A 26,236-nucleotide genomic window follows, 5' to 3' on the forward strand; every position below is an offset into this window, starting at 1 on the left:
CTAAAGCTATTTTTTATTAACCCTTTACTGGTTTTTCGCCAAAGTGAAAATTCTTCTTTTTTTCTTCTTCTTCTTCTTTTTTTCTTCCTTGAGATTGTCCTCAGCATCAGAAAATAAAAGTACTGGGGTAGAGGTGGGAAGGAGTATGTTCTCTTCCACTCCTGATGAATCTACCTCAACCCTGGTCGAATCTTCCTGGCCAAAACCAGCTGAAGTGATAAAAAAAAGCACTACAAATAATAAGTAAATGAGTTTTTTCATAACAATTTTAAAACGAATATAAAGGCCCGGTTGTTGTAGTTAGGTGCAAAAAATCAAAAGGTCCAGTATACTTAACCATGATAACATTTCTCAAAACTAGTCAAAGATTTAGGAATCGTTGTCATTATGCTTATTTTTGCAAAATTAAAAAGGGGCGGAAAGGCCATCATTCATTACCTAATAATTTACTTGGACAAAAGGTCCTACTAATCTGATTATCAAACGTAATTTAAATAAAATATAAATGAATTCCATCCTATCTGATCGTATAAACAATATGGAAGAGTCAGCTACGCTGGCTATGGCAAAAAAAGCCAGGGAATTAAAGACTCAAGGAATAGACATTATAGGTCTGAGTCTAGGAGAGCCTGATTTTAAAACGCCTAAACACATTCAAGAGGCTGCCAAAGATGCCATCGATGAAGGAAAGTATTTTTCTTATCCTCCAGTAGCGGGTTATCAAGATCTTAGAGAAGCTATCGCTAAAAAGCTAAGGGATCAAAACAATATTTCAGAAGCGAAGGCTGAAAATATAGTGGTTTCTACAGGAGCAAAGCATTCTATAGCCAATATCTTCATGTGCCTTATTAATGAAGGTGATGAAGTGATCATTTTTTCTCCTTATTGGGTTTCTTATTCTGAGGTAATCAAATTGGCCGGTGGTGTACCTGTGCTTATTCAAGGTAGCCTGGAAAACAACTTTAAAGCTACTGCTAAGCAATTAGAGGAAGCCATTACAGACAAAACCAAGGCGGTGATTTATTCTTCACCATGTAATCCTTCTGGTTCTGTTTTTAATGCGGCTGAATTGGAGGCCATTGCTGATGTAATCAAGAGCAAAGAAAACCTTTTGGTAATAGCAGATGAAATCTATGAATTGATCAATTTTACTGGTACTCATAAAAGCATTGCCTCTTTTCCAGGGATGTTTGAGCGTACCATTACCGTAAATGGATTTTCTAAAGGTTATGCGATGACCGGATGGAGAGTAGGTTATATCTGTGCTCCTTTGTTCATTGCGAAAGCTTGTGAGAAAATTCAAGGCCAGTTCACTTCTGGTGGTACAGGTATTGCTCAACGTGCCGCACTAGCGGGACTGATTGGCGACCAAAAGCCAACAGAAGAAATGGCGGCAGCCTATCTTAAAAGAAGAGACTTGGTTTTGGATTTATTGCGCGATATACCTGGAATCAAAACACACGTACCTGAAGGAGCATTTTACTTTTTCCCTGATGTTTCTGCCTTTTTTGGTAAATCTGCAGGCGATCAGAAAATTGAAACTGCTGATGATTTTTGCCTTTATGTACTCAAAGAAGCAAATGTATCATTGGTAACAGGAGCAGCTTTCGGTGCACCTGATTCAATAAGGCTTTCTTATGCAGCATCTGAGGCTGAATTGAAAGAAGCGCTTAAGCGTTTGAAGGAAGTGCTAGCAAAATTGAACTAACTATAAATATTATCCCCGGGAATTTTTCCGGGGATTTTTCTTACTTTTCCAAGATGCAGGCAATCGTAATCACACCCGTAAAAGACGCTCTGGAGGCTACTCTGGAAACCATTCAGGCCATTTCTGATGCCAATGGCGTTTATGATTATTGGGTTTTTAATGATTATTCTACTGATCAGACCAAAAAGGCCTTAGAAACGGCCAGTAGTAGTAAAGACTTTAAGCTAATAAACCTGGAGGAGGTAACGTCAAACCCTTCTCCCAATTATAAGACTGTCCTTCAGCTTGCCCAAAAGACAGCCTTGGAAGCCGGTTTGCCCCTGATCATTGTGGAATCTGACGTTAAGGTAAATCAGGACACTTTAGAAAATTTAGTAAATTTTGCAAATGATAATCCTAAGGTAGGGTTAGTCGGAGCCATTACACATGATGCTGAAGGAAAAGTGAATTTCCCTTACCTCAAGTTCAAGCAATTAAAACCAAAGATCCAACCAAAACTACAAGAAGCCTTAGCTTTTGTTGTACGCTGATCAGTATTAACTTTTTACAGGAATACGATTTTACCGATCTGGATAACAGCAAGGATTGGTACGACACCCATATAAGCCAAAAATCTATTGCCTTGGGTTTTGAAAATTACATACTCCCTGATTTGCCTGTATGGCATAGACCCCACGCCAGCCGTCCCTGGAAACAACTCAAATACAAGAATCCAGTGCTTTACTACTTTCGAAAGTGGTTTTTGGGCAAGGATAAAATTTAGAAAAATTCTTTATTTAAAAAGCTTTAGGTATTTGTTTACACTGAACACTTGTGTGCTTTCTATTGTATGGGAGTCAATCGATTGAAGAAACAATACAATCAGTCTGATTTTGAAATCCAATAGACCAAGCAAAGCTCAAAGCACGGTAAGCTTTTGCTTTATTAGTCCTATTAGAAGTCGGGTTTAATATAAAACACTTGATGAATTCTCATCAACTGCCAATTTTAGTAATGAGCAGGCCTACTACTTTTCTTGCTATTACAATAAAATTAAATTGTATTATTTAAATAAAAAATTATTTTTTCTATTTTCAAATTTAATGTGTCCAAAAGATTTATTCTTGATCAAGAATTCATGCTCAACTAATTGTCCCAGCTGAGGAGGTTCATTTATACCTCCATATTATTTGATTATAATTATTTGAGGCATTTTCAACTTGAATTTTGACAAGAAAAGTACCGTTATTATTCAAAATTTGAATTCATTCTGGCTTTTTTTATTGCGTTTCTTTTGAAAGAAAAGATGCATTTTTATTTATGTCAAATTTTTGTTTTGTGATTATTTCTCTAAAATATCGAAGTATACTAAGAAGTATTTATTGCTTTAATGGCTGGAAATATTGTATATTTGTCGTGGGTGATTAAGCAACTTTTTATACTTATTCTTTTTTTTGATAATTAAATGGAGGTTATTTCGAATTAATTTTTCCTAACCTCCCTTTTCTGAATGAGTTACGTTTTAATCTTGCGAATGAGTTGGTTTCATTAATTATGGGTAATCTAATTGTCTTTATGAAATATATCATTGCATTGACCCTTTCCATTCTTGTTTTTCATTCCACAGTAGTAGCCCAGGAGTCTTCTGATTCAACAGAATACTATAAAACCTATCCAGACAAATTGGTGCTAAGAACCTATATGTCTAGAAAATATACAGGTCTGGGTTTAAAAGTAGGAGATGAAGATTATTGGTACAGGCCAAATTCCACCTTGAATATGGGAGTAGGGGCTACTTATGATGGATTAACATTGAATCTTGCCTACGGTTTTGGGTTTTTAAATCCAGATAAAAAACGTGGAGAATCAAAGTATTTGGATTTACAGGCCCATGCCTATCCTAAAAATTGGGTTATAGATTTCTTTGGACAATTTTATAACGGCTATTATTTGCAGAGGGGGAGTACTATAGGAAGCAGCAATGAATCAAGGTTGTTCCCCGACATGAAGTTAAGGGTTTTAGGAGCCTCTGTTCAGTATTTATTTAACGGAGATAAGTTTTCTTATAGGGCAGCATTTTTGCAAAATGAATGGCAAAAAAAGTCTGCAGGTTCTTTTATGGCCGGGATGGAAATTTATGGAGGGCAAGTGAGGAATGGGGCTGGGATTCTGCACGCACAATCCGTTGCTCAAAATTTTAACCAGATAAAATATTTTGAAGTGGGACCGAATTTTGGTTACGCTTATTCCTGGATAATAAAGAAACACTTTTTTATTACCTTATCTGCAGCCTCCAGTTTGTCATTGGGCAGGACCTACTTAAGTTTTGAAGATGGTACAGAAAACAATAATTGGTCTATTCGTCCAAATTATTTATTAAGAGGGTTTACTGGATACAATTCGGATAGATGGTCACTTAATGTTAATTATGTATACAATCAGGTGAATTTATCTCCAGTCAGTGGGTATAAAATCAATTTGGGTACCGGAAATTATCGATTAAATCTTATTTATCGCATTAGCCCTGGCCCAGGGCTTAGAAAAAAGTTAGGGCTGATTGATAAACTCAAAGGGAAATTGGGAGCAAAATAAGCTACTGTTATCACTAAATTGATGCGTCATTTTTTTATTTCATCGTCAGAAGCCCTATTTCTCATTTTTAAATTTCTATTATTGGTTTGACCGTCCCGGTTAAATAAAAATTCTTTAATCATTTGATCTATAGGGTATTTGGTAATTGCGTATTTTGGATATAAATTCAGAATAAACTATTTAGTAATCCGTAGTTAACAAAATAGAAACATACATATAACACAATACAAGTTGTTAGATTTTTTGATAATGTGCCTATTTGCCAATATATATTGTGGGGGTAGTGGTATCTTTTCATGTATTGTAGTATAATAAGAAATAGAGTTTAAACTATAAAAATAATTTATGGTGCAGAGGTTTACAAAAATCAGACACTGGTATTGTTTAGTAATGTTATGGTTCCTGATAGGAGCCATACTTCCAGAGGCTTTGGCCCAAAGTAGAAGGGTCACAGGTAAAGTCATCTCTCAAGAAGATGGCTTAGGTATTCCCGGAGTAAATGTACTCCTTCAGGGAGGTCAATCCGGTACAGCTACAGATGTTAATGGGGATTATTCCATAACCGTTGTGGACAACAACGCGGTTTTGATCTTTTCATTCATCGGATTTGAGCCATTAAATGAAGTAGTGGGTAACCGCTCTGTAATTAACGTAACGCTTAATGAAGATGCTTCAGAAATGAAGGAAGTCGTAGTTACTGCCCTTGGTATAAAAAGGGAAGAGATTTCTTTGGGTTATTCTATAGAGCGTGTCGGTGGTGAAGAACTGACCAGAGTAGTCCAGGAAAGTTTTCTTAATGGAATGGCTGGTAAGGTTGCTGGTGTATCCATCAGTTCTACTGGTGGTACTGGTTCATCTGTAAGTATGGTGATCAGAGGTGCCTCTTCTTTAAGTAGTGACAATCAACCACTGTTTGTAGTAGATGGTGTGCCGATTGCCAATACCCTCAACAATGTCTCTTCGGTAGGCTCAGAAAACAGGGTGGATTATGGAAATGCAATTTCAGGCCTAAATCCTGATGATATAGCAGACATTTCTATCCTGAAAGGACCTAGTGCAGCGGCACTTTATGGCTCCCGGGCAGGGAATGGTGTTGTTATTATTACTACCAAGGGTGGTAATGTAGACCGCCTTACCGTAAATGTTTCTACCAATACAGTATTTGATGTACCCTTCAAATTTTTGAAATGGCACAGTAAATTTGGCGCCGGCCAATTTTCTGCTATCCCACCAGAAATAAGTGGTACGCCATTGTCCAATCCATTTGGTAGCCTGGTTCAGGAAAATGTGAATGCTGCCTTTGGTGCCGAGTTGGATAAAGGATACGAGCAGGTACAGTGGAACAGTCCTTTGGATGAAAATGGAAATCCTATTGCTATGCCTTTGGTTTCCTACCCGAATAACGTCCAAAATTTTGTTCAAACGGGAGTTACCACATCCAATAGTTTTTCAGTGGCTAATAGCAGTGAATCAATGAATTATAGGGTGTCTTATTCCAACATGCGGAATAAAGGGATCATACCGAATTCAGATTTATTTAGAAATACTTTAAACATCAATTCTAACCTAAAGCTCAATGATAAATTAAGCATTAGCACCAATATAGATGTTAGCCGTAACAATTCGAACAATAGACCCGCAGGTGAACGTGGAACAAACCCTTTACAATGGGCCTATGAAACATCTCCTCATGTTAATGTTTTGGATCTGAAAGATTACTGGCTTCCTGGCCAAGAAGGTCTGGAACAAAAAACCATGGATGCAGGCCAAGAAATCAGAGTAACTGATAATCCTTATTTCCTTGCCAATGAAGTAAACAATAGCTTCAAAAGAGACAGGGTTTTTGGAAATGTAAAAGCCGATTGGCAGATTTCGCCATCATTTAATTTCTTTGCTCGCTATTCTTTGGATCTTTTCAACGAAACCAGAGAAACCAAGATAAGTAGGAGTTACAGTCAGGAGCCTGAGGGAGCCTATGGTGTCACAGATATTCAGCGTATGGAAACGAATGCTGATTTCTTGCTTACCTATAATAAGGATGTAAATGATTTTGGGATTACGCTTTCTGGAGGAGGAAATATCCGATACCAAAATGGTAGTAATCTATTTGCAGGCTCCAAATCTGGTGTTGGTTTGATCACTCCAGGTGTGTTTACGCTTCAGAATATTTCACCAGATAATATCCAATATTCTAATAGTAGATTTGAAAGAGGGATTCACAGTTTGTATGGTTTAGCAAACCTATCCTATAAGGACATGCTATACCTGGATCTTACTGCTAGAAATGATTGGTCAAGCACACTTCTTGATGCAAATCCTTATTTCTATCCCTCTGCTGCTTTAAGTGTATTGGTCAGTGAAATGTTAGATTTACCAGAACCTTTCAGTTTGGTAAAGCTTAGAGGAGGATTTGCCTCTGTGGGAAATGATGCCAGTCCTTATCAGCTTTTAGCTGCATTGTCCAATGCTGGAGCTTGGGGGAATATTCCAAGGTTGTCTTTACCTAGTAACATATTGAATCAGTTTTTGAAACCGGAAATTGCAACCTCATTTGAAGGGGGCATTGATCTTCATTTTGCCAATGACAGGGTAAGGTTTAGTGGTACCTATTATAAAGTAGAGAACGAAAATCAAGTTATTGGTATAGGCTTGCCTCCATCTACAGGTTATTCTGGAAAACAAATAAATGCAGGTCTTTTGCAAAGTGAAGGTGTAGAGCTTTCACTTGGCGCTGATATTATCCAGAGTAAAAACTGGAATTGGACGACCAATTTTAACCTGACCAGAAACAGGACAAAGATTATTGAATTGGCAGATGAATTGCCTTACTATACACTTTGGGAAGATGCCCGAGGTGGCGCCTGGACATATGTAGGGGAGGAAATTGGGGACCTTTATGATGCCCAAGTAGTCACTGTAGAGGATCCGGAATCTCCTTATTTCGGTTTTCCGCTTTTGGATCAGACAGGAAAATGGCAAAGTATAGATGCTGTAAGTACCAGAAATAAAATAGGGAATTTTAACCCTAAATTTATTTTGGGCATGCAAACCTCTTTGTCTTACAAAAACTTTCATTTGAACCTGACCTTTGATTGGAGAAATGGCGGAGATTTTGTTTCCCAAACGTATAGGTTTGGAGAGGAACATGGTAGGTCTTCTATCTTCTTAGACAAATTGATCAATCCAGGAGAAATGGAAGGAAGTGAATTGAAAGACTACTTGATAGATAATAAGGAATCTATGATCTTGATCAATGGTAATAACTTTCCTTTGGTTGGAGGACCGACGCCGGAATACGGAAGTTACCCTTTCACCTTTGGCCCATTTACTTTGCCACATGGAGGAGTATTTATCCCTGGTGTTTATGCCACAGAATTTGATGATGACGGCAATCCTACAGCCTACGCTGAGAACCTAGGAGAGAATATTGGACAGCCTGGAGGAACGCTAACCTTGCCTTATGCAGGTAGTACAGCCTGGAGCTTTTCAAGGGCCTTCTTATATGATGCTTCATTTGTCAAGTTAAGAGAAGTTTCCTTTGGATACGACTTGCCTAAACGTTATGCCTCGGTTTTAAAAATGCAGAATTTGAGTTTCTCTGTTTATAGCAGGAATATTATCCTGTGGACGGCTGCGAAAATCAATATAGACCCAGAGATGGCATTTCAACCTTCGGGGAGCACCCAAGCAGGCTCTCAATTCAAACAAGGGATAGAGAGATGGAATGTGATGCCTTGGGTGATGCCCATAGGTTTTAAAGTCAATGCTACTTTTTAAGTGTTAGTTTTCAACTGATAAACGAAAATATTATGATTATCAAGAATAAATTATTATTCGGTTGGGCACTTTTATTACTATGTACCTTTTCCTGTAAGGAAGACCTCATAGAAATGAATATTAACCCAAATGGCGCAAGTCCAGAAACGGCGAATCCTAACCTGGTACTTTCGACGGTGCTGACAGAGGCGGGGAAATCTGTGCTAAATCTTGGGTATCAAGACATCGCAGGAGTCATGCAGCATACCCAAAAAGATGGCTGGTCAGGGGCTCATAATTCCTATGACTGGAACCGAAGCAATAGCTGGTCAGGTTATTATGGAATCCTAAGGAACAACCAATTTGTTTATGACAGGGCTGTAGAATTAGATCAGGAACTTCACCAAGGAGTAACTTTGGTGATTAGAGGGATGATGTTTGGTTTAATAACGGATCTTTGGGGAGATGCTCCTTATTCATTAGCCCTTAAAGGTAATGAAGTAACTCCTGAGACTACTTTTCCTGCCTATGATACCCAAGAAAATATTTATAAAGGTATTCTTGACGAATTGGAAGTCGCCAACCAACTGCTATCCAAATCAAAAGGGGATTACAATAGCTCAATTGAAGGGGCTGATGTATTCTATAGTGGAGACCCTTCAAAATGGAGAAAGATGGCCAATTCGCTAAAACTTAGGTTTTATATGAGGCTTTCTGAAAAGTTGCCTGATTTTGCGAAACAAGGTATAGAAACCATTCTTGCAAACCCTGGCATGTACCCAATCATCACCAATCCTGGAGATGACGCCACCATGGGTTTTGAAAGCATAAGTAAGGAAAGTAGCTGGCCAAACAATACCAAGTTTGATGTAGATGCAAGCAATTACCGTAGACTGAAAATGTGTCAAACTTTGGTGGAAGCCATGAGAGCAAAAAATGACCCTCGACTTGGAGTATGGGCCAATCCTGTGGAAATCCCACTTGTAGTTGATGCCAGTCTACCAGAAGGTACAGATAAAATAGAAGATGGAAAAAGATACCTCTCACCAGATGTATTGGAAAGCAGAAATGTTGCGCTAGAGGATATCAGTCAGAACCCTGATTATGTAGGAATTCCTCCAGGTATAGCTGGAGCACAGGTTTATAACATGAGTCCAGATGCCAATCAGGCGGCTTTTAACCCTCATGTTTCCTGGCTTAATGATAGGTATAGAGAGCCTACCGGACCTTTATTGAGAGCAAGATTAATTACTGCATCAGAAGTAAATTTCATTTTAGCAGAAGCCGCTTTGAAAGGTTGGGCCGTAGGAGGTACTGCTGAAGAGTATTATAACAAAGCCATTCAGTCTTCTTTTACTACTTGGGGATTGTCCGGTTCGGTAGAGACCTACCTTACGCAGGAAAATGTGAAATTTGATGGTACTGTCAAACAATTAATAGAGCAGAAGTGGATCGCTTCCTGGACGGCAGCTGCAGAGTCTTGGTTTGACTATCGAAGAACTGGTTACCCAGAATTGGAAGCAGGACCTTATACTATTCGGTCAGTATTGCCTGTTCGTTTGTATTATATGGTTGAGGAACGAAACCTCAATCAGGAAAATGCAGAAGCAGCCATGAGTCGATTAGAAATCACCAATTTCTCAGAAGTAGATGGAGCCAATAGTGCCTGGTCAAAACCTTGGGTTATTCAAGGTACAGGCAAACCTTGGTAAGTTTGTAATCAATAACAGAATTTTAGATAAAGGGGCTTTTCGAAAGAAAAGCCCCTTTTTTTGCTTAAAAGAGGAGACGCCGTTTGCCTATTTTGCCTTAAATTGCCAAAAAACTATAAGTGCCTATGAAATTTCCCAATTCAGAGATTGTTAAATGTTTGTACTTTATTTTGATATTGGTGGCATTTGGATCCTGCACAAAAAATGTCTCCATAACGAGACTGATGCCAGCAGAGATCAATGTTCCGAATAAAGTGCAACGTTTACTCATCGTAGACAGGACAAAACCTGAAAATCAGGGAGTCGCCATTATTGAGGGAATTCTTACGGGTGAGATGCCTTTTGAAGTGAAAAATGCCATTGATGGCACTTTGGCTTCCATTCACCAAGAGCTAAATACTTCCCCCCGATATGAAATTGTACGGGCGAATGAAAGACTAATAGGAGGACTTTTTTCGCAAACTTTCCCTGCACCCCTTAATCGGGAAATGATCAGAAGCCTTTGCGATCGATATGAAGCGGATGCTGTATTGACTTTAGAGAAGTTCAGTTCGGATTTTGTAATCACAGATAAAAAGGTCACGATCAAGAAAAAAATTGGAAAAGATGAGAATGCCAAAACCATTGAAGTACCCGGAGTATTAGTGGAGGGACTGGCATCCGTACAGGTTGGCTTTAGGTTGTATGACCCTGAAAGTGGTAATATCTTGGATCAGCATGACATGGGAAAAACCAATTCTTGGTCAGCTGAAGCAGAAACAAAAGCTAAGGCTTTGCTGCTTCTAATCGAAAAAGCCCAAGCCACCAGGTATGTAGGTCAAATGGCTGGTGCAGCTTATGCCAGACGAATCGCCCCTATGTACATCGACATCAACCGTACTTTTTATGCGAAATCAAAGAAGTTCCCAGCCTTAGAAAAAGGAGCACGCTTTGCAGAAGTCAATGAATGGGAACAAGCCATCCAAAGCTGGCAAGCTGGTCTATCCCTTCCGGGAGATGAAAAGACTTATGGCAAGCTTTGTTACAATATCTCTTTGGGCCATGAGGTTCTTGGGGATTTGTTGTTGGCCAAGGATTGGGCCGCGAGGGCTTATACGGAGTACGGCTTTAAGGCAGGAAGAACTTATGCCAAGGAGCTCGAACAAAGAATGATGGAAGATGCATTGCTAAATCAGCAACTAGGGAATTCTTCGGATCAGTAAAAATAAACCCGGATGGGGCAGTTGGCTGGATCAAATCTTAGCCATCGCCCCACCCGGGTTATATATTATCTAGTGGTTTAGCAGTTAGCCACTTAGGTGACTGCAGCCTTTATTTTGAACTTATATTAAACCAATTCACTAGGAGATTTTTCCATTGCCCTTAATTCTTTGGCAGCTTCTACCATAAGTTTCAGGGCTTTTTCTGTTTCGTCCCATTGTCTGGTTTTTAAGCCACAGTCTGGATTAACCCAAAGTTGGGCGGTTGGAATCACATCTTGTGCCTTTTTTATCAGCTGTACCATTTCAGATTTGGTAGGTACTCTTGGTGCATGGATGTCATAGATGCCAGGCCCAATTTCATTCGGATACTTGAAGTCTGCAAAGGCATCCAAAAGCTCCATTTGTGAGCGAGAACATTCGATGGTAATCACATCAGCATCCATGGCAGCAATACTTGGCATAATGTCATTAAATTCTGAATAACACATGTGGGTGTGAATTTGGGTAGCATCGCTGACACCAGAAGAGGTCAATCTAAAGGCTTCAACAGCCCAGTCGAGATAGGCTTCCCATTCCGATTTCCGCAATGGAAGTCCTTCCCTTATAGCTGGTTCATCAATTTGTATGATTTTGATTCCTGCGCTTTCAAGATCCGTTACCTCATCCCTAATCGCCAGTGCAATCTGTCGGCAGGTTTGGGAGCGAGGTTGATCATTGCGGACAAAAGACCATTGAAGGATGGTAACAGGTCCTGTCAACATGCCTTTTACACGTTTTTTGGTTAAAGATTGGGCATAAGATGACCAGAAGACCGTCATTGGTGCAGGGCGGAAAACATCTCCATAAATGATAGGTGGTTTTACGCATCGGCTACCATAGCTTTGCACCCAGCCAAATTGGCTGAAGGTGAATCCTGCTAGTTGTTCGCCGAAATATTCCACCATGTCATTTCTTTCATACTCTCCATGTACCAAGACATCCAACCCAATTTCCTCTTGTTTTCGAATGACTTTTTCAGTGGCCTCTTTTAACAAGTTTTCATACGTTTTCGCGTCAATAAAACCTTTCCTAAACTGTGACCTCCATTTTCTAACTTCTCCTGTTTGTGGAAAGGAGCCAATGGTGGTAGTTGGTAATGCGGGTAGTTTTAGCAACTTTTGCTGCAAGGTTTTTCTTGACGCATAACGGCTGTCTCTTTTATCATCGGAAGGAGAGATGGAAGCCACCCTTAATTTTACGGTTTCATTGTGGATGAGACTTGAGTTTTCTCGACTAGCAATGGCTGCCTTGTTTGTTTCAAGCTCCAGTAAGGTGTCTTTATGAGGATTTGGTAAAGACAATTCCTGCAGTAATACCACCTCTTTTAATTTTGTTTGGCAAAAGCTATCCATTGCTTGATCTCTGGTAGAAGAATTCCTTCTTGGGTTTCAGCTTCCAGGTCATAAGGGACATGCAACAAGGAGCATGAAGGTGCAAGCATAATCCTCTCTTTACCTATACTGTTAATGACTTTGCTGATGACCTCAAGTGATTTGTTAAAGTCATTTTTCCAAATGTTTCGACCGTCTACAAGGCCTAAAGAAAGGCTTAACTTTTCGGGGATTTGTAGCAATATTTCTTCCAATTGCGCTGGATTACGTACCAAATCCAGGTGAAGTGCGCAGATAGGAAGCGACAAGGCCAGTTTAATATTGTCATTTAAGCCTTCAAAATAGGTGGCAAGAAGGATTTTCAACTTAGGGAAAGCCTTTCTAATGCTCTGATAGACGAATTGAAAAGCTTCTTTTTCCTTATTGTTGAGGTCAAGACCCAAAAATGGTTCATCAAATTGAACCCAATCCGCACCATTTGTTTCCAGGTCTTTTAAAATTTCCAGGTAGACAGGGAGTAAATTATGGATAAGGTCAATTTTATCAAATCCGCTTGTTTTTCTTTCCCAAGCAATAAATAAGTGACAGGACCGATTAGAACTGGCTTGGCATTAATGCCTTTTCTTTTGGCTTCTTTAAACTCATCTACAACCTTGGTGGAATGATAATTAAACCCTTGTTTTTCAGTAAATTCAGGTACCAGATAATGGTAATTTGTATCAAACCATTTGGTCATTTCCATAGCGGTAATGTCCAGTCCATCTTTTTGGTATCCTCTTGCCATGGCAAAATAATGGTCCAATGGGCTAATGTTTGGATTTTCTAGCAGAGGAAGGTACCTCTCTGGAATAGCCCCTACCATGAGGGACATGTCAAGCACCTGATCATAGAAAGAGAAGTCATTGACCGGAATAAGATCAATCCCAATGGCTGCCTGGGTTTTCCAATTCTGGAATCGGATTGCTCTTCCTGCCTCGGCAAGTTCTTCTGATGAAATTTTGCCTGACCAATATTGCTCGCAGGCTTTTTTGAGTTCTCTTTTGCTACCGATTCGCGGATAGCCAAGAATGTGCGTTTGCATGTTCTTTTAACTTTTAAATTAATAAAATGAGTTAAAAGCCCTTTGCGTTATTTCGTAATTGCTAGGAGAAAAGAAGGGAGGGTAGATTTAGGAAGTTACCAAAAAAGACACAATTATCCCTGGGAAAACAATTGATTTTAAGATGATAACACCGAACCTGACATCACGCTTCGAATCGCGAAAGCATTGTCAATTCGAAACAGGCAGGTCTCCTGACTTGTAACATTTTTACCTTCCTTCCCATTCTTAATTCAAGAACAGTGGATTTGCTAAGGGTAAAAACCTTTGTAGTTACTTACAGTTGCGCGACAGTTCGTGATTCTCACACGATTCCCTATTAATTCACGTTAAGTAAAGCCTATTTCGGTTGATGAAGAAATAATAAAAGAACTTATTGAACTCAAATGTAGGACAGATTAATCACATTTCCTGCAACAATGGTAAAATGGCAGGGAAAAAGTAGGTTTTGAAGTGTTTTTAAAAAGTAATAATAAAGCCAAAATGAATGGTGAAAACTACCTCCAGGGCTTTGTAAACCTGATTTTCAGATTAACAACCTACCGGTATTCCCTGCAAAAATAAAAGCCGTAAAATGGGACCATGCAATAGGATTGCTATTGCATGGTTCTGGTAAGCAAAAAAGGAGAGGACTCAGTATTAGAACCTCAAAAACAGAAGTTGATAATTACACCCGATGTAATTTGTAGGGATATACACCATCAGCATTCCATTGGCAAACATATAAATTCTTGTCCTTATCCAAACAGACATCATGGCAATGTTTGAAGACAGGCAGTTCCTGAAGCATCAGTTCTAGTTTGCCATTTTTATAGACAGGTTCTGTGCCTCCAGGATTGGAAACCACCTTGTTGTTTTTGTCCAAAATGGTTACAAAACCTTTGTTTAGGAGCATATTATAATTGCCTTCTTCCATTCCAAAACATACCCCTGAATACAAGTTTTCACCATCTAAAACAGGACGGCTCATAAAAGCACCCGGTAGGTAATGATCTTCCAGGTACTCACCAGCTAAAGTGAATCGTTTGAAGGTATTCTTAATCCTTGCAGAGCAAAGTAGGGTAGGGTTGTTAGGATCTCTATAATCAATGGCTACCCCATGGGCTTGTTTGAATTTGTCGGGCTGAAGAAAACTGTCTCCTCCAAATTTTCGAATAAATTGGCCAGTCTGATCATACTGTAGGATAAATTGAGAGCCATAACCATCGGCTACATAGATATCACCATTTGGGCCTATAGCGGTTTCTGTAGGTCGGTAATAAGCATGTTCGGTATAGGTGCCAATCTTGGAAGGGTGCTCCAGCTCCATTAGGATTTTACCATTCATGGTGCATTTCACAACCTTTCCTAAGCCAACATCTGTTATAAATAAAAATTCTTCGCCTCCCTCTTCTGAAATGGTCAAACCATGTGCTCCAGAAAAGTTCAAGGTCCAGGTATCCAGAATATTGCCTGAGGTGTCATAGATCAAGATATTGTTTTTTGGATGGTCCGTTAATAAAATCAGTCTGTTGTTTTTATCAAGGACCATTTCATGGCAGTTGTTTACAGGGTGACTGTTGCTATTGGCTTTGCTCCAGTCTCTTTCTACCCTGTATTTGAAGTCACCATGCCCCAAAATATCCTTCTGGATTTGTGCTGAATTTGAATTGATATTGAAAAGTGGCAATCCGGTAGTGAAAACTGCGCCGCCACTTGTGATAGTTGTTTGAATGAATTTTCTTCTTGAATACATGAATTGTTATTATACCAATAGTTCTTTGATTACCTGTCCGTGGACATCTGTAAGTCTAAATCTTCTGCCTTGATGTTTGAATGTGAGCTTCTCATGGTCTATGCCCAATAAATGCAGCAAGGTGGCCTGGAAGTCATGTACATGAACAGGGTCTTTAGCCACATTATAGCTAAACTCATCCGTTTCTCCGTACACCATTCCTTTTTTTACACCAGCCCCAGCCATCCACATAGTAAAGCATCCTGGGTGATGGTCTCTACCATAATTGTCCGCAGTGAGTCTTCCTTGAGAGAAGCTTGTTCTCCCAAATTCTCCACCCCATACAACCAAAGTGTCTTCCAAAAGTCCCCTTTGTTTTAGGTCTTGGATCAAACCTGCTGTGGCCTGATCTGTGCTTAATGCTTGTCGCTTGATACCACTTGGTAAGCTACCATGTTGGTCCCAGCCCATGTGGTACAATTGGATGAATTTCACATCTCGTTCGGCAAGTTTTCTAGCCTGAAGGCAATTGGAAGCATAGGTGCCAGGAATTCTAGCATCCTCTCCATAAAGCTCATAGATATAGTCCGGCTCTTTGCTGGTATCTACTGCTTCAGGTACAGAGTTTTGCATTTTATAGGCCATTTCATATTGGCTGATCTTGGACTGAATTTCCGGATCCTGCCACAAATCAAACTGGTGCTCATTTAGCTTACCGATATGGTCCAGGGCACGACGCCTGTCGTGGTCATGTACCCCATGCGGATTATTCAGGTACAAAACAGGATCTTTGCCCGAGCGAAATTGAATCCCCTGATGATGGGAGGGTAGAAATCCGTTTCCCCAGGCGGTGGAGTTTAGTGGCTGTGATCCGGGGCTTTTAGAAAGTAAAACCACAAAATTGGGCAAATTTTCATTGTCACTTCCCAAACCATAACTCAGCCATGATCCGATAGATGGTCTACCACTTAATTGGGAACCTGTTTGCATAAACATGACGGCAGGTTCGTGGTTGATGGCGTCGGTGATCATTGATTTGACGATGCAAAGATCATCTACCACTTTGGCTGTGTGGGGAAAGATTTCACTAACCCATGCACCTGAATCTCCATATTGCTTAAAATCAAAAATTGATTTCACCAGTGGAAAAGTAGATTGATCGGCTACCATGCCAGAATTTCTCTGGGTTCCCTGAACGGATGGGGGGATTTCCTTTCCATGCCATTTTTCCAGTGAGGGTTTGTAGTCAAAAGTTTCGATCTGCGAAGGCCCTCCCGATTGGAAAAGATATATCACTCTTTTGGCTTTCGCTGGAAAGTGCGTACCCGTAGATAGGCCCTGTGGTTTATAGAGTCCAGAGCTGTCCGGAACTCCGGCAAACCCTGCATTTTGACCAATTAGGCTGGATAGTGCAATGGCTCCAAAGCCCAATGAAGTCTTTTTCAAAAAGCCACGTCTTGTCTCTCCGAATTTGTTTATGTCGTTCTCGTTCATGGCGCTTATTATCTTATGGTATACCCTTCAGTGGTATTCATTATTCCATTAATTACGGTAGCCAATGAGGCTACCCGAACTGGGTCTAGCGAACTGTCTAGCGGTTTACTGCCTGTACTAAGGTAGGCCATTGCATCACTTTTATTCAGACCAAAGCGTTCTTCTTCTTCCTGATAAAATTGTTGAATAATCTCCATTTCCTGGGCGTCAGCTTGTCTGCCTGTACTCAATTTAAAGGCCTTGGCCAGTTGCTCTTCAGGGCGATATTCTTTCATGAGTTTTTCTGCTGCCACTCTTGCTGCTTCTACGAATTGTGGGTCATTTAATAAGACCAGGGCTTGTAATGGCGTACTCGTTTCTGTTCTCCTCACCTTACACTCTGACCTGTCGCTTACATCAAAGATCATCATAGACGGTGGCCCCGAAGTTCTTTTCCAAATCGTGTACAAGCTTCTTCTGTAAAGTCCGTCACCAGGTTCTTGTAAATACCTGTACCTCCAGGATTTGGTAGTAATTTCATCCCAAAGCCCTTCCGGTTGATAGGGGTATGCACTTTCGCTAGCTGTATTTTGCGCAAGCAATCCACTTATGGAAAGGGCGTTGTCCCGGACCATTTCTGCCGTCATCCTAAAACTTGGCCCTCTGGCCAGAAGAAGGTTGTCGGGGTCTTCTTCCAATAAGTCTGGACTGTTTTTGGAAGATTGCTGGTAAGTGGCAGACATCACAATGAGTTTATGCATCTTTTTGATGTCCCAGCCAGATTCTCGGAAAGTAACCGCTAACCAGTCCAGTAGCTCAGGATGAGAAGGCATGCTTCCTTGATTTCCAAAGTCATCAGAAGTAACAACCAATCCTTTTCCAAAATGCATCTGCCAGATTCTATTGATAAATACGCGGGCAGTCAAAGGGTTGTCAGCATCAAAAAACCACTTGGTTAATCCCAATCGATTTTTTGGCCATTTTTCATCGTAGTGAAGAACTGGTTCAGGAATGCCCGGTTCAACTTGTTCCGTAGGAGCATTGTACATTCCTCGGTCTAGAATAAATGTAGGTCTGGGTTTCTCCAGATCCCCCATTACCATTATTTCTTTGATGTCTGTTGTTGTTTTAGCCCGTTCTTTTCGTAAATCTACCATCGATTTCCTTAGGCCATTGGCTTCGGGATGGTCAGATTTAAATAGGTAATCAGCGACCAATTCTTTGGCGTTCTTATCTCCTTTTGATGAAATAGAGGCTTTAGCTTTTTCTGGATTGGCATCATATAGTACCTCCAAAGCAGTTAACTCCTGATTATATATTTTCAATTCATCCAGTCCACCATTGAGGAAGGTCTTCATTTTATCCCTTACCCCCAATACAAAGCCTCGGAATCCGTAGGTGTGAATGTCTGGCTTAAATAGAATGGATTTATATATATTGTCTGCGGAAACGGTCACTGGTACTTTTTCTCCATTGAGGTAAATACCGACGCCATCAGCTTTTCCCAATCCATTATAAGTAATGGTGAGGTCTGTCCATTCTTTTGCCGGGATCGCTGCGACTGTTTTTACCTGGATGGCATTGTCTGGCCAGCTGTAGGCCATGATAAAGTTAAGTTTATTGTCTTCCAGAAATAGGGAATAACCTTTTAACCCAAGGCGAATATCCTCACAGTGGGTAAATATTACTGTCTCATTATAAAGGGTGTCTGGAAAAACAGAAAGGCTTACGGAGAAAGGATCCGTCTGGTCAAACCAGCCTACTTTATCCGGTAAGCTCAATGTGGTGTAGTCATTGATGAAAATACCCTTTCCGGCAGTACCATCTTTAATTACTGGTTCTTTGATCAATGCTGCTCCAGATTGATTGGTCTTTCCAGGGCTTTTAAAGGTGGTTTTATTGCTTGCTGGAAGCATTGTCTCAAAACTGTAAGCTGCTACAAGTTTAGAGGAAAGACTTTTTTGGATTTTGCCTGGTAGATCGGCCTCTTTTAAAGACTGCTTTTCAACTTCCTGATCAGCTACTTTTCGCAAATCGTCCAAATGCGTTTCCTTGGACTTAATCTGACTGTCTATGTAATTTAAAATCTTGTCCTGTTCTTCATTTGTGAGTAATAGTGCAGGTCCTGGCACTTGTCCTGGTCCGTATACTGCTGTTCCCAATTCATTTGTACTGTTAAAAAAGGCTGACAATTGGTAGAAGGACTTTTGACTTATCGGATCATATTTATGGTCATGGCAGCGGGCACATTCCATACTTAATCCCATGATGGCTTTTCCAACAGTGGAGGTACGGTCAGCTACATATTCTGCTCTGTACTCTTCGAAAACGATACCGGCTTCAGAATTCTTTTTATGAAGGCGGTTAAAGGCTGTTGCCAAAATGCTCTCTTGCGTTGGGTCTTCAATGAGGTCTCCCGCCAGTTGCCAGGTGATGAACTGCTCATAGGACATGTTTTTGTTAAAAGCCCGAATTACCCAGTCCCGATAAGGACTAAAGTCCCTGTGTTTGTCGTCCAAATAGCCATCTGAATCGGCGTATCGGGCCACATCCATCCAGTCTGCTGCCATTCGTTCGCCATAAGCTGCAGAAGAAAGCAATCTGTTGACTAACTTCTCGTAAGCCTCTGGGTCATCATTTGCCACAAAACCTTCTATTTCTTGAAGAGAGGGTGGTAGACCTGTAAGGTCAAAACTTACCCGGCGGATAAGGTTTTCTTTGCTGGCTTTTTCTGCCGGCTTTCGATTGCTGGTTTTTAATTTTGCAGCTACAAAATGATCGATTTCGTTATTGGCCCAATTTTCCTCAGTGATGGCAGGGATACTTGGTGTCTCAGGTTTGATAAATGACCAATGAGGCTTGTATTTTGCGCCTTGTTCGATCCATTTGGTTAGCGTAGCAATTTCTGCTACACTAAGGCTAAGGTTTGATTCAGGTGGAGGCATCAATAACTCCTTGTCTTCGGTTAAGATTCTGCTTACGACCTCACTTTTACCTGGTTTTCCCGGTACAATGGCATAATGACTGGCATTGCTCTTTAAGCTGGCATATGCAAACTCCTCCAAATCTAGTCTTAAATCCGCTTCCTGATTGGCTGCATCAGGTCCATGGCAGGCATAGCATTTGTCTGATAATATGGGCTTGACATGATAATTAAAATCTATGGCTTCAGGCAGGTCTTTATAGGCCAATTCAATGGCTTCTGGCTTCTCCCAGCCACAACCTACCAAGAAGGGCAGGAGTGAAAGCAAAGAAAAGGTTGACCTGTATATTATTTTGGGTATGACTTGTGTCATTTATTGAAAATTGAAAATTTTAAAAGGTCCTTGTTTCCCCAATTGAAATTGGGAACTATTAATGTTTAACGGGTAATTTTTACCAATAGTTAACCTTAAAGTTATTGAATATCTTTAAGAAATAAAATTACAATTTTAAGGAGGTGGCAATAGCAAATTTTGTCTGGTGAAAATGGTTCAATAGGATCTATTTCCACGCTTAACATGGGTTTTTGTTGTGTATTCGATGGTCGCCAAATGAAGGAGTTGTGCAATCGGTGTACTCATAACGAAAAGTTAGGACCTGTGACACTATCAACTAAAAATGCAAGCTTGCTTTATAGGGGGAAGTTATTTTAAGTTTGCTACTTGAATGAGGTGAAGCCTGCATCAAAAGAATTCCATTACCAGGTAATTTCAATTCTTACAAAGCCCATCTCATCTTCGATATTTTCAAACAGCCATAGTTTGCCATCTTTGGCAAAATAAATATTTGGATAGGTATCAATTGTTTGGAAATGGTCTTCTGCGATTAAGTTGAGGTCCTTGTCCAATACACTAATATAACATTCAGATCCGGTGGGAAGGAATGGTTGCCCTTCTCTGGCGGTAGCATTTTCATCAAATTTCGACCGAAAAGACATACGATAATATACCTGTTTTTTTTCATCCCAAACAGGTTCCATAAAGTTAATGTCTTCTGCTATTTTTTGAAAGTAGCTATCAAATTGAGACTGATCTCCAACTTCAGAAGGGTAAGTGCCACTTTTTTCATTTGGGTTCAGTTGGCTGTTGAAGGTGATGTGCCTGAGGGAGTCATTTGTTTCGTCCAGCACATAGAGTTCATTACTTACGTTGGTTCCCAATAATACCTTTCCTCCCTCTTTTATTAAATAACGACTGGCACTTAGAGTGCTACCCATTCCACCCTCATTGGATGATATTTCAAAATTTCTGGCTTTATCAATGGCTGGGACTGGAAATTTATTAAAGGTTCTGTCTTCAATGTTTATTATTGCAAAAGACATGTCCTTTTTTTCATGATCGGATATTAAAGAGGCAAATTGCTTACCGTCCGAGGCTATACTTATCGTTTTATGAACCTGATACCCTTCCTCTAGCTGGTCTGATTCTTGCCCTATTTCATTGAGGTTGAAACTTTCGAGCTTTTCCGCTTGCCAGTTGAAAACATGTTCATTCGTACTATTGTTTATGTGTAGCTTGTCATCACCAATTAAAGAAATTGCCCAGATAGCTTCGGTGCCATTTGGTCCCTCTCTTTCGAAGTGGTGTTTTTTTTCTAGGGTTAATTTATTGAGGTTGATTTGCTCGATAGTACGTTTCAGGGGATCAACATTGTAAAGGTATTTTTTATCCTCACTTATTGCATTTACCCTAACTCTCCTTTTGAGGTATAATATTTCCTCACCTGGATCTATTGCGACGGTGTCCATGGTGATACCCAAGGAAGGTAGTGGACCTTCATCTCCATTTTTCTGTCCACTACATGCAAAGAATAAAGCGAAAAATATACAGTAAATGCTGTTTTTCATTCGGTTAGGGTTTATAGACTAAAAATTTAGCAGATATTTTTGGACTTTCCTAAAAATTGAAAAACAACTTTAGTTTTAATACATACCAAGACTATTTACTTCTAATATTTTTTAAGGATATTATTCCTGACTTGGGAAATGGTTTCATTTTGAGAGGAAATTTCTATACCCTATTTAAGGGTTCTCCTCTAATATTCTAAGGGGTTTAAAATCAATTTATTGAAATTAATCAATAAATTGGGTAGTCCTTAATAAAAGATACGCACATGTTTCAAAATCCTAAAACCTCAGTTTTAATCTTTTCAATTTTAGGCCTCCTTCTATTTACGACTAGCCTTCAAGCCCGTCAATTGCGCTTAGACATTGATACATTGCTTGTGGGGGTGGCAGGAAGTGAACCATTTGTATATGGTGAAGGTCAGGAAGTCAGTGGTATTTCTGTTGAAATTTGGGAGGAATTGGCGGCCAAACAAGGGTGGAATTATTATTTTAAGTCTTATACTACTGTAGATGACGCTTTGCATTCATTGGAACAGGGAGCTTTGGATTTGGTGATTGGGCCGATTAGTATTACTTCCAATAGGGTGGAAAATTTTAGGTTTTCGCAGCCTTTTTATAATTCGAGTTTGGCCATCGTGTCCCGTTCTGAAAAGCAAGGGTTTTGGGACAAGATCAAGCCGTTTTTCAGTATTAAATTATTGATAGCTGTATTTGTTTTTTATTCATTCTTGCCATAGTGGGTACCGTGTTGTGGTTGGCAGAGAGAAACCATTCCAAGGATCAATTTCCAAATGATCCAATAGATGGGATAGGGAATGGGATGTGGCTTGCCATCGTTACCATGAGTACTACAGGGTATGGAGACAAAGCACCGGTTACTTTGACGGGGCGCATTATCGCAGGCAGTTGGATGATTATCTCAATTATTTTTGCTACTTCTATGGTGGCAGGAATAGCCAGTACCCTTACTTTGGCCTCTTTAGGCAAATCTCCGGTTTCCAATATAGAGCAATTGGTTAATAAAAATGTGGCAACCATTTCAAATTCCCCTTCGCAAACGTTTTTAGAGGAACACTATGCCAAGCCAGTGGAAGTATTTACGCTGGAAGAAGCCATTTCTAAGTTAAGGAAAAAGGAGGTTGCTGCAGTGGTTTATGATCGGCCACAGTTGTTGTTTTATCTTAAAAATCATGGAGACGAAGATCTATTTATGGCCAAGGCGGAATATTACAAGCAAGGATATGGCTTTGCTTTTCCACTAGAGAGCAACCTGGTGTATGAAGTCAACAGGGCTTTGCTTGAACTGGCGGAAGATCAGGATACGGATGAGATAATTGATCGATACCTGATGCGCAATGAGTAATTGAATGTCAGGCTCATGTTTATTTGGTTAAACATTGATCCTGGCTCCTAAGGTGAAAAGCTTGCCTTTAGTTATTCCTAGCCTAAGAACTAAGCCTTTTTAAAGTCATTGGTTTTACTCACCATGTCCCAAAGGGTTATGCCTATACTCACTGAAATATTTAGCGAATGTTTGGTGCCAAATTGGGGGATTTCCAATACTTGATCTGCTGCCAATACCACGTCCTCTTCTACACCAAATACTTCGTTTCCGAATATAAATGCATAAGGCTTGCCTGGTTCTGGTTTGAATTCATTGAGTGGGGTACTGTGAGAGACTTGTTCTAATGCACAGATAATATAGCCTTCTTTTTTTAAAGCTTTAATTACATCTAGTGTACTTTCATGATGTTCCCAATCTACTGATTCAGTAGCACCAAGAGCTGTCTTTTGAATTTCTCTATGGGGAGGTTGACCAGTAATGCCACAGAGGTATAGCTTATTTACCCTAAAAGCATCGGAAGTCCTAAAGGCTGCACCTACATTGTTTAGGCTACGAACATTGTCCAATATCAGGGCGATTGGGTTTTTTTCGACTTCTTTGTAATCCTCAACAGAGAGTCGGTTGAGTTCTTCCATGCTGAGTTTTTTCATAGGGATATAATTTGAATATTTAAAATGCTGATTTATTGAGTTATAGGGATTAAAAAGCCCTATGGAGCTCAAATTTACTTAATTCCAGACGAAAAAAACAGAGGTGACAAAGGCCTTGTAAAAGATTTAGGTTTTGTTTCCCTTACATTCTTAATTAAATTCAGGTCCTAAAACAGAAAAATAACAATGGGCAAGACGAAAGCCAAGGAAACCCCTTTAATGAAACAATACAATGCCATCAAGGCAAAGCATCCCGGAGCCATTTTGCTTTTTCGGGTAGGGGATTTTTATGAAACCTTTGGAGAAGATGCGATAAGGGCCAGTAAAATCCTTGACATTGTGCTTACCAAACGTGCCAATGGTTCTGCTTCTCATATTGAGTTGGCAGGTTTTCCGCATCACTCTTTGGATACTTATCTGCCCAAGCTGATCAGAGCAGGTAATAGGGTCGCCATATGTGATCAATTGGAAGATCCAAAGGAGGTAAAAGGAATCGTTAAAAGAGGCGTTACAGAATTGGTTACACCTGGCTTGGCTTACAACGACAATGTGTTGGACAAGCGACGCAATAATTTTTTGGCCAGTATTCATTTCAGCAACGACCAGTTGGGGATCGCATTCCTGGATCTTTCTACCGGTGAATTTATGTGTGCCGAAGGGCATCAATCTTATATAGAGAAATTACTTCAGAGTTTTAATCCTTCTGAAATCATTCACTCTAAAGCGGCAAAGGCTGTTGCCGGTGCCTTATTAAAAAATGATTTCCACACCTTTCATTGTGAGGATTGGGTGTACCAGCAAGCATATACCTATGAAAAGCTGACAAGCCATTTTGGAACCAAGAATTTAAAGGGTTTCGGGATAGAAAACATGGAATTAGGCAGTACAGCCGCTGGTGCCATATTGTATTATTTAGAAGAAACAGAGCATAAAGAAGTCAAGCATATTGCTTCCATATCCAGGATAGCAGAAGAGAAATATGTCTGGCTGGATAAATTTACGATCAGGAATTTAGAGTTGGTTTACCCTCAGCAAGATGGAGGGGTGCCACTCATTCAGATTCTGGACCGGACGCAGACGCCCATGGGCAGTCGAATGATGAAAAAGTGGTTGGTCCTGCCTCTGAAAGAGAAAGGATTGATCGTAGAAAGACAAAAGTCAGTCAGTTTTTTTTACGAGGCTTCAGAATTAAGGGAGGAGTTGTTTTCACATCTCAAGCATGTAGGGGATCTTGAACGATTGATTTCAAAAGTGGCCGTGGGTAGGATCAATCCCCGGGAGATGAACCATTTGAGAAAAGCACTTCTCAGCACCTTGCCTGTTAAAGAATTGCTGGGGAATCAGCAAAATGGCGCTTTGAAAAAACTTGCAGACCAATTGAACGTTTGTTCTTATCTGCTGGAAAAAATCGAAAAGGAATTGATGGAGGATGCGCCTATGCTTACCCATCAGGGAGGGATTATCAAGAATGGGGTAGATCCTGATCTGGACGAATACCGCAAACTGGCCAACTCTGGTAAAGATTACCTGGTTCAAATTCAGCAAAGGGAAGTTAAACGGACAGGCATCACTTCATTGAAAGTAGCTTTCAATAAGGTTTTTGGCTATTACCTGGAAGTAAGCAATACCCATAAGGACAAAGTGCCACCGGAATGGATTCGTAAGCAAACGCTCGTCAATGCTGAACGGTACATTACTGAGGAGCTTAAGGTGTATGAGGAAAAAATCTTGCATGCAGAGGAGCGTTTAATAGCGTTGGAACAAAAGTATTTTCTATTGTTGGTACAAGATGCGGGAGATTATGTAGCGCAGATCCAGCAAAATGCACGGGTTTTGGCCACGCTGGATTGCCTGTTGAGTTTTGCAGAAGTAGCTTCTGAGAACAACTATTGTGCACCTAAAATAGCTGATACGGACGCGATCGAGATCAAGGATGGTAGACATCCTGTAATAGAAAAACAACTGGCTATAGGGGAGGATTATGTACCTAATGACATCTACCTGGACAATTCCACGCAGCAGGTCATTATCATTACCGGCCCCAATATGGCAGGAAAGTCAGCATTGCTTCGGCAAACCGCGCTGATCGTGTTGATGGCCCAAATGGGGAGTTTTGTGCCTGCCTCCTTTGCAAGGATTGGCATAGTAGACAAAGTCTTTACCCGTGTAGGGGCTTCGGACAATCTCTCCAAAGGGGAATCTACCTTTATGGTAGAGATGACTGAGACTGCCAGCATTTTGAATAATCTTTCTGACAGGAGTTTGGTGCTTATGGATGAAATCGGAAGAGGTACTTCTACCTATGACGGGATATCCATTGCCTGGTCCATTGTCGAGTATTTGCACAATCATCCTAAATGCAAAGCCAAAACCTTGTTTGCGACACATTACCATGAGCTAAATCAGCTGGCCAATGATTTCCCCAAAGTGAAAAACTTTAATGTTGCAGTAAAAGAGTTGGGCAATAAAGTCGTATTTATGCGCAAGTTGCAGGCAGGAGGGAGTGAGCATAGTTTTGGTATCCATGTTGCCCAGATGGCAGGAATGCCGAATCCTGTGGTTTTGCGTGCTGCTGAGATCATGAAATACCTGGAAAAGGACAAACAACTTCAGCAACACAAGGAAAACATCAAAGACATACCAAAGAACAATTTTCAATTGAGCATGTTTGAATTGGATCCAAAATTCAAAGAAGCCAAGGATTTATTGGAGGCGCTTGACATCAATACAATTTCTCCTGTGGAGGCATTATTGAAATTAAACGAAGTAAAAAAGATGTTGGAATAATTTAGTGCGTTTATTGTCAGG

Annotated in this window: 15 protein-coding genes, 1 pseudogene and 1 riboswitch; of the genes and pseudogenes, 9 read left to right on the top strand and 7 right to left on the bottom strand. The window is 40.2% G+C overall.

Going from position 1 to position 26,236, the window contains the following annotated elements; genetic code table 11:
• Window positions 1–24 precede the first annotated feature (24 nt).
• Window positions 25–261, bottom strand: coding sequence for a hypothetical protein (locus tag ADICYQ_RS05015; protein WP_020893463.1), 237 nt, complete (start codon window positions 259–261; stop codon window positions 25–27).
• Window positions 262–505: 244 nt separating this feature from the next.
• On the opposite strand from ADICYQ_RS05015, the gene ADICYQ_RS05020 reads away from it, so the two are divergent.
• From ADICYQ_RS05020 to ADICYQ_RS05045, 6 genes are all read left to right on the top strand, one after another.
• Complete coding sequence (locus ADICYQ_RS05020; protein WP_020893464.1) at window positions 506–1,708, top strand: pyridoxal phosphate-dependent aminotransferase; 1,203 nt, start codon at window positions 506–508, stop codon at window positions 1,706–1,708.
• A 53-nt stretch (window positions 1,709–1,761) separates the two neighbouring features.
• Window positions 1,762–2,238 (top strand): glycosyltransferase family A protein, encoded by a 477-nt coding sequence (locus ADICYQ_RS05025; protein WP_020893465.1) that lies wholly within the window; start codon window positions 1,762–1,764, stop codon window positions 2,236–2,238.
• A gap of 1,024 nt (window positions 2,239–3,262) precedes the next feature.
• Entirely contained in the window at window positions 3,263–4,279 is a 1,017-nt protein-coding gene (locus ADICYQ_RS05030) for a DUF4421 domain-containing protein (protein ID WP_040414651.1), read from the top strand.
• 390 nt (window positions 4,280–4,669) lie between these two features.
• Window positions 4,670–8,056 (top strand): SusC/RagA family TonB-linked outer membrane protein, encoded by a 3,387-nt coding sequence (locus ADICYQ_RS05035; RefSeq protein WP_020893468.1) that lies wholly within the window; start codon window positions 4,670–4,672, stop codon window positions 8,054–8,056.
• Between the two features lie 32 nt (window positions 8,057–8,088).
• Window positions 8,089–9,747, top strand: coding sequence for a SusD/RagB family nutrient-binding outer membrane lipoprotein (locus ADICYQ_RS05040; protein ID WP_020893469.1), 1,659 nt, complete (start codon window positions 8,089–8,091; stop codon window positions 9,745–9,747).
• A gap of 125 nt (window positions 9,748–9,872) precedes the next feature.
• Entirely contained in the window at window positions 9,873–10,949 is a 1,077-nt protein-coding gene (locus tag ADICYQ_RS05045; protein ID WP_235114401.1) for a DUF6340 family protein, read from the top strand.
• A gap of 125 nt (window positions 10,950–11,074) precedes the next feature.
• Here the strand turns inward: ADICYQ_RS05045 and metE are convergent.
• The 5 genes and pseudogenes from metE to ADICYQ_RS05070 form a co-directional block, all read right to left on the bottom strand.
• Window positions 11,075–13,400 (bottom strand): annotated as a pseudogene (gene metE / locus ADICYQ_RS05050) (5-methyltetrahydropteroyltriglutamate--homocysteine S-methyltransferase).
• A 185-nt stretch (window positions 13,401–13,585) separates the two neighbouring features.
• A riboswitch (cobalamin riboswitch) is annotated at window positions 13,586–13,777 on the bottom strand.
• Window positions 13,778–14,085: 308 nt separating this feature from the next.
• Window positions 14,086–15,153, bottom strand: coding sequence for an NHL repeat-containing protein (locus tag ADICYQ_RS05055; RefSeq protein ID WP_020893475.1), 1,068 nt, complete (start codon window positions 15,151–15,153; stop codon window positions 14,086–14,088).
• A gap of 9 nt (window positions 15,154–15,162) precedes the next feature.
• Entirely contained in the window at window positions 15,163–16,626 is a 1,464-nt protein-coding gene (locus ADICYQ_RS05060) for a DUF1501 domain-containing protein (RefSeq protein WP_040414646.1), read from the bottom strand.
• Window positions 16,627–16,634: 8 nt separating this feature from the next.
• The gene (locus ADICYQ_RS05065) at window positions 16,635–19,901 is read right to left on the bottom strand and encodes a DUF1553 domain-containing protein (RefSeq protein WP_020893477.1); all 3,267 of its coding nucleotides are present in this window, start codon (window positions 19,899–19,901) and stop codon (window positions 16,635–16,637) included.
• A 383-nt stretch (window positions 19,902–20,284) separates the two neighbouring features.
• On the bottom strand, window positions 20,285–21,433 hold the full coding sequence (locus ADICYQ_RS05070; RefSeq protein ID WP_020893478.1) for a DUF4221 family protein: 1,149 nt from the start codon (window positions 21,431–21,433) through the stop codon (window positions 20,285–20,287).
• Window positions 21,434–21,699: 266 nt separating this feature from the next.
• Here ADICYQ_RS05070 and ADICYQ_RS28235 point away from each other — a divergent pair, with 266 nt between their 5' ends.
• Both ADICYQ_RS28235 and ADICYQ_RS28240 read left to right on the top strand, forming a co-directional pair.
• Window positions 21,700–22,170, top strand: coding sequence for a transporter substrate-binding domain-containing protein (locus ADICYQ_RS28235; RefSeq protein ID WP_020893479.1), 471 nt, complete (start codon window positions 21,700–21,702; stop codon window positions 22,168–22,170).
• Window positions 22,171–22,187: 17 nt separating this feature from the next.
• On the top strand, window positions 22,188–22,796 hold the full coding sequence (locus ADICYQ_RS28240; RefSeq protein ID WP_235114403.1) for an ion channel: 609 nt from the start codon (window positions 22,188–22,190) through the stop codon (window positions 22,794–22,796).
• 89 nt (window positions 22,797–22,885) lie between these two features.
• Here the strand turns inward: ADICYQ_RS28240 and ADICYQ_RS05080 are convergent, their stop codons facing one another.
• On the bottom strand, window positions 22,886–23,428 hold the full coding sequence (locus tag ADICYQ_RS05080; RefSeq protein WP_040414648.1) for an RNA methyltransferase: 543 nt from the start codon (window positions 23,426–23,428) through the stop codon (window positions 22,886–22,888).
• A gap of 186 nt (window positions 23,429–23,614) precedes the next feature.
• On the opposite strand from ADICYQ_RS05080, the gene mutS reads away from it, so the two are divergent.
• Window positions 23,615–26,215, top strand: coding sequence for a DNA mismatch repair protein MutS (gene mutS / locus ADICYQ_RS05085; protein WP_020893482.1), 2,601 nt, complete (start codon window positions 23,615–23,617; stop codon window positions 26,213–26,215).
• Window positions 26,216–26,236: the final 21 nt, after the last annotated feature.

The sequence above is a fragment of the Cyclobacterium qasimii M12-11B genome, from assembly GCF_000427295.1.
Classification (GTDB): Bacteria; Bacteroidota; Bacteroidia; order Cytophagales; family Cyclobacteriaceae; genus Cyclobacterium; species Cyclobacterium qasimii.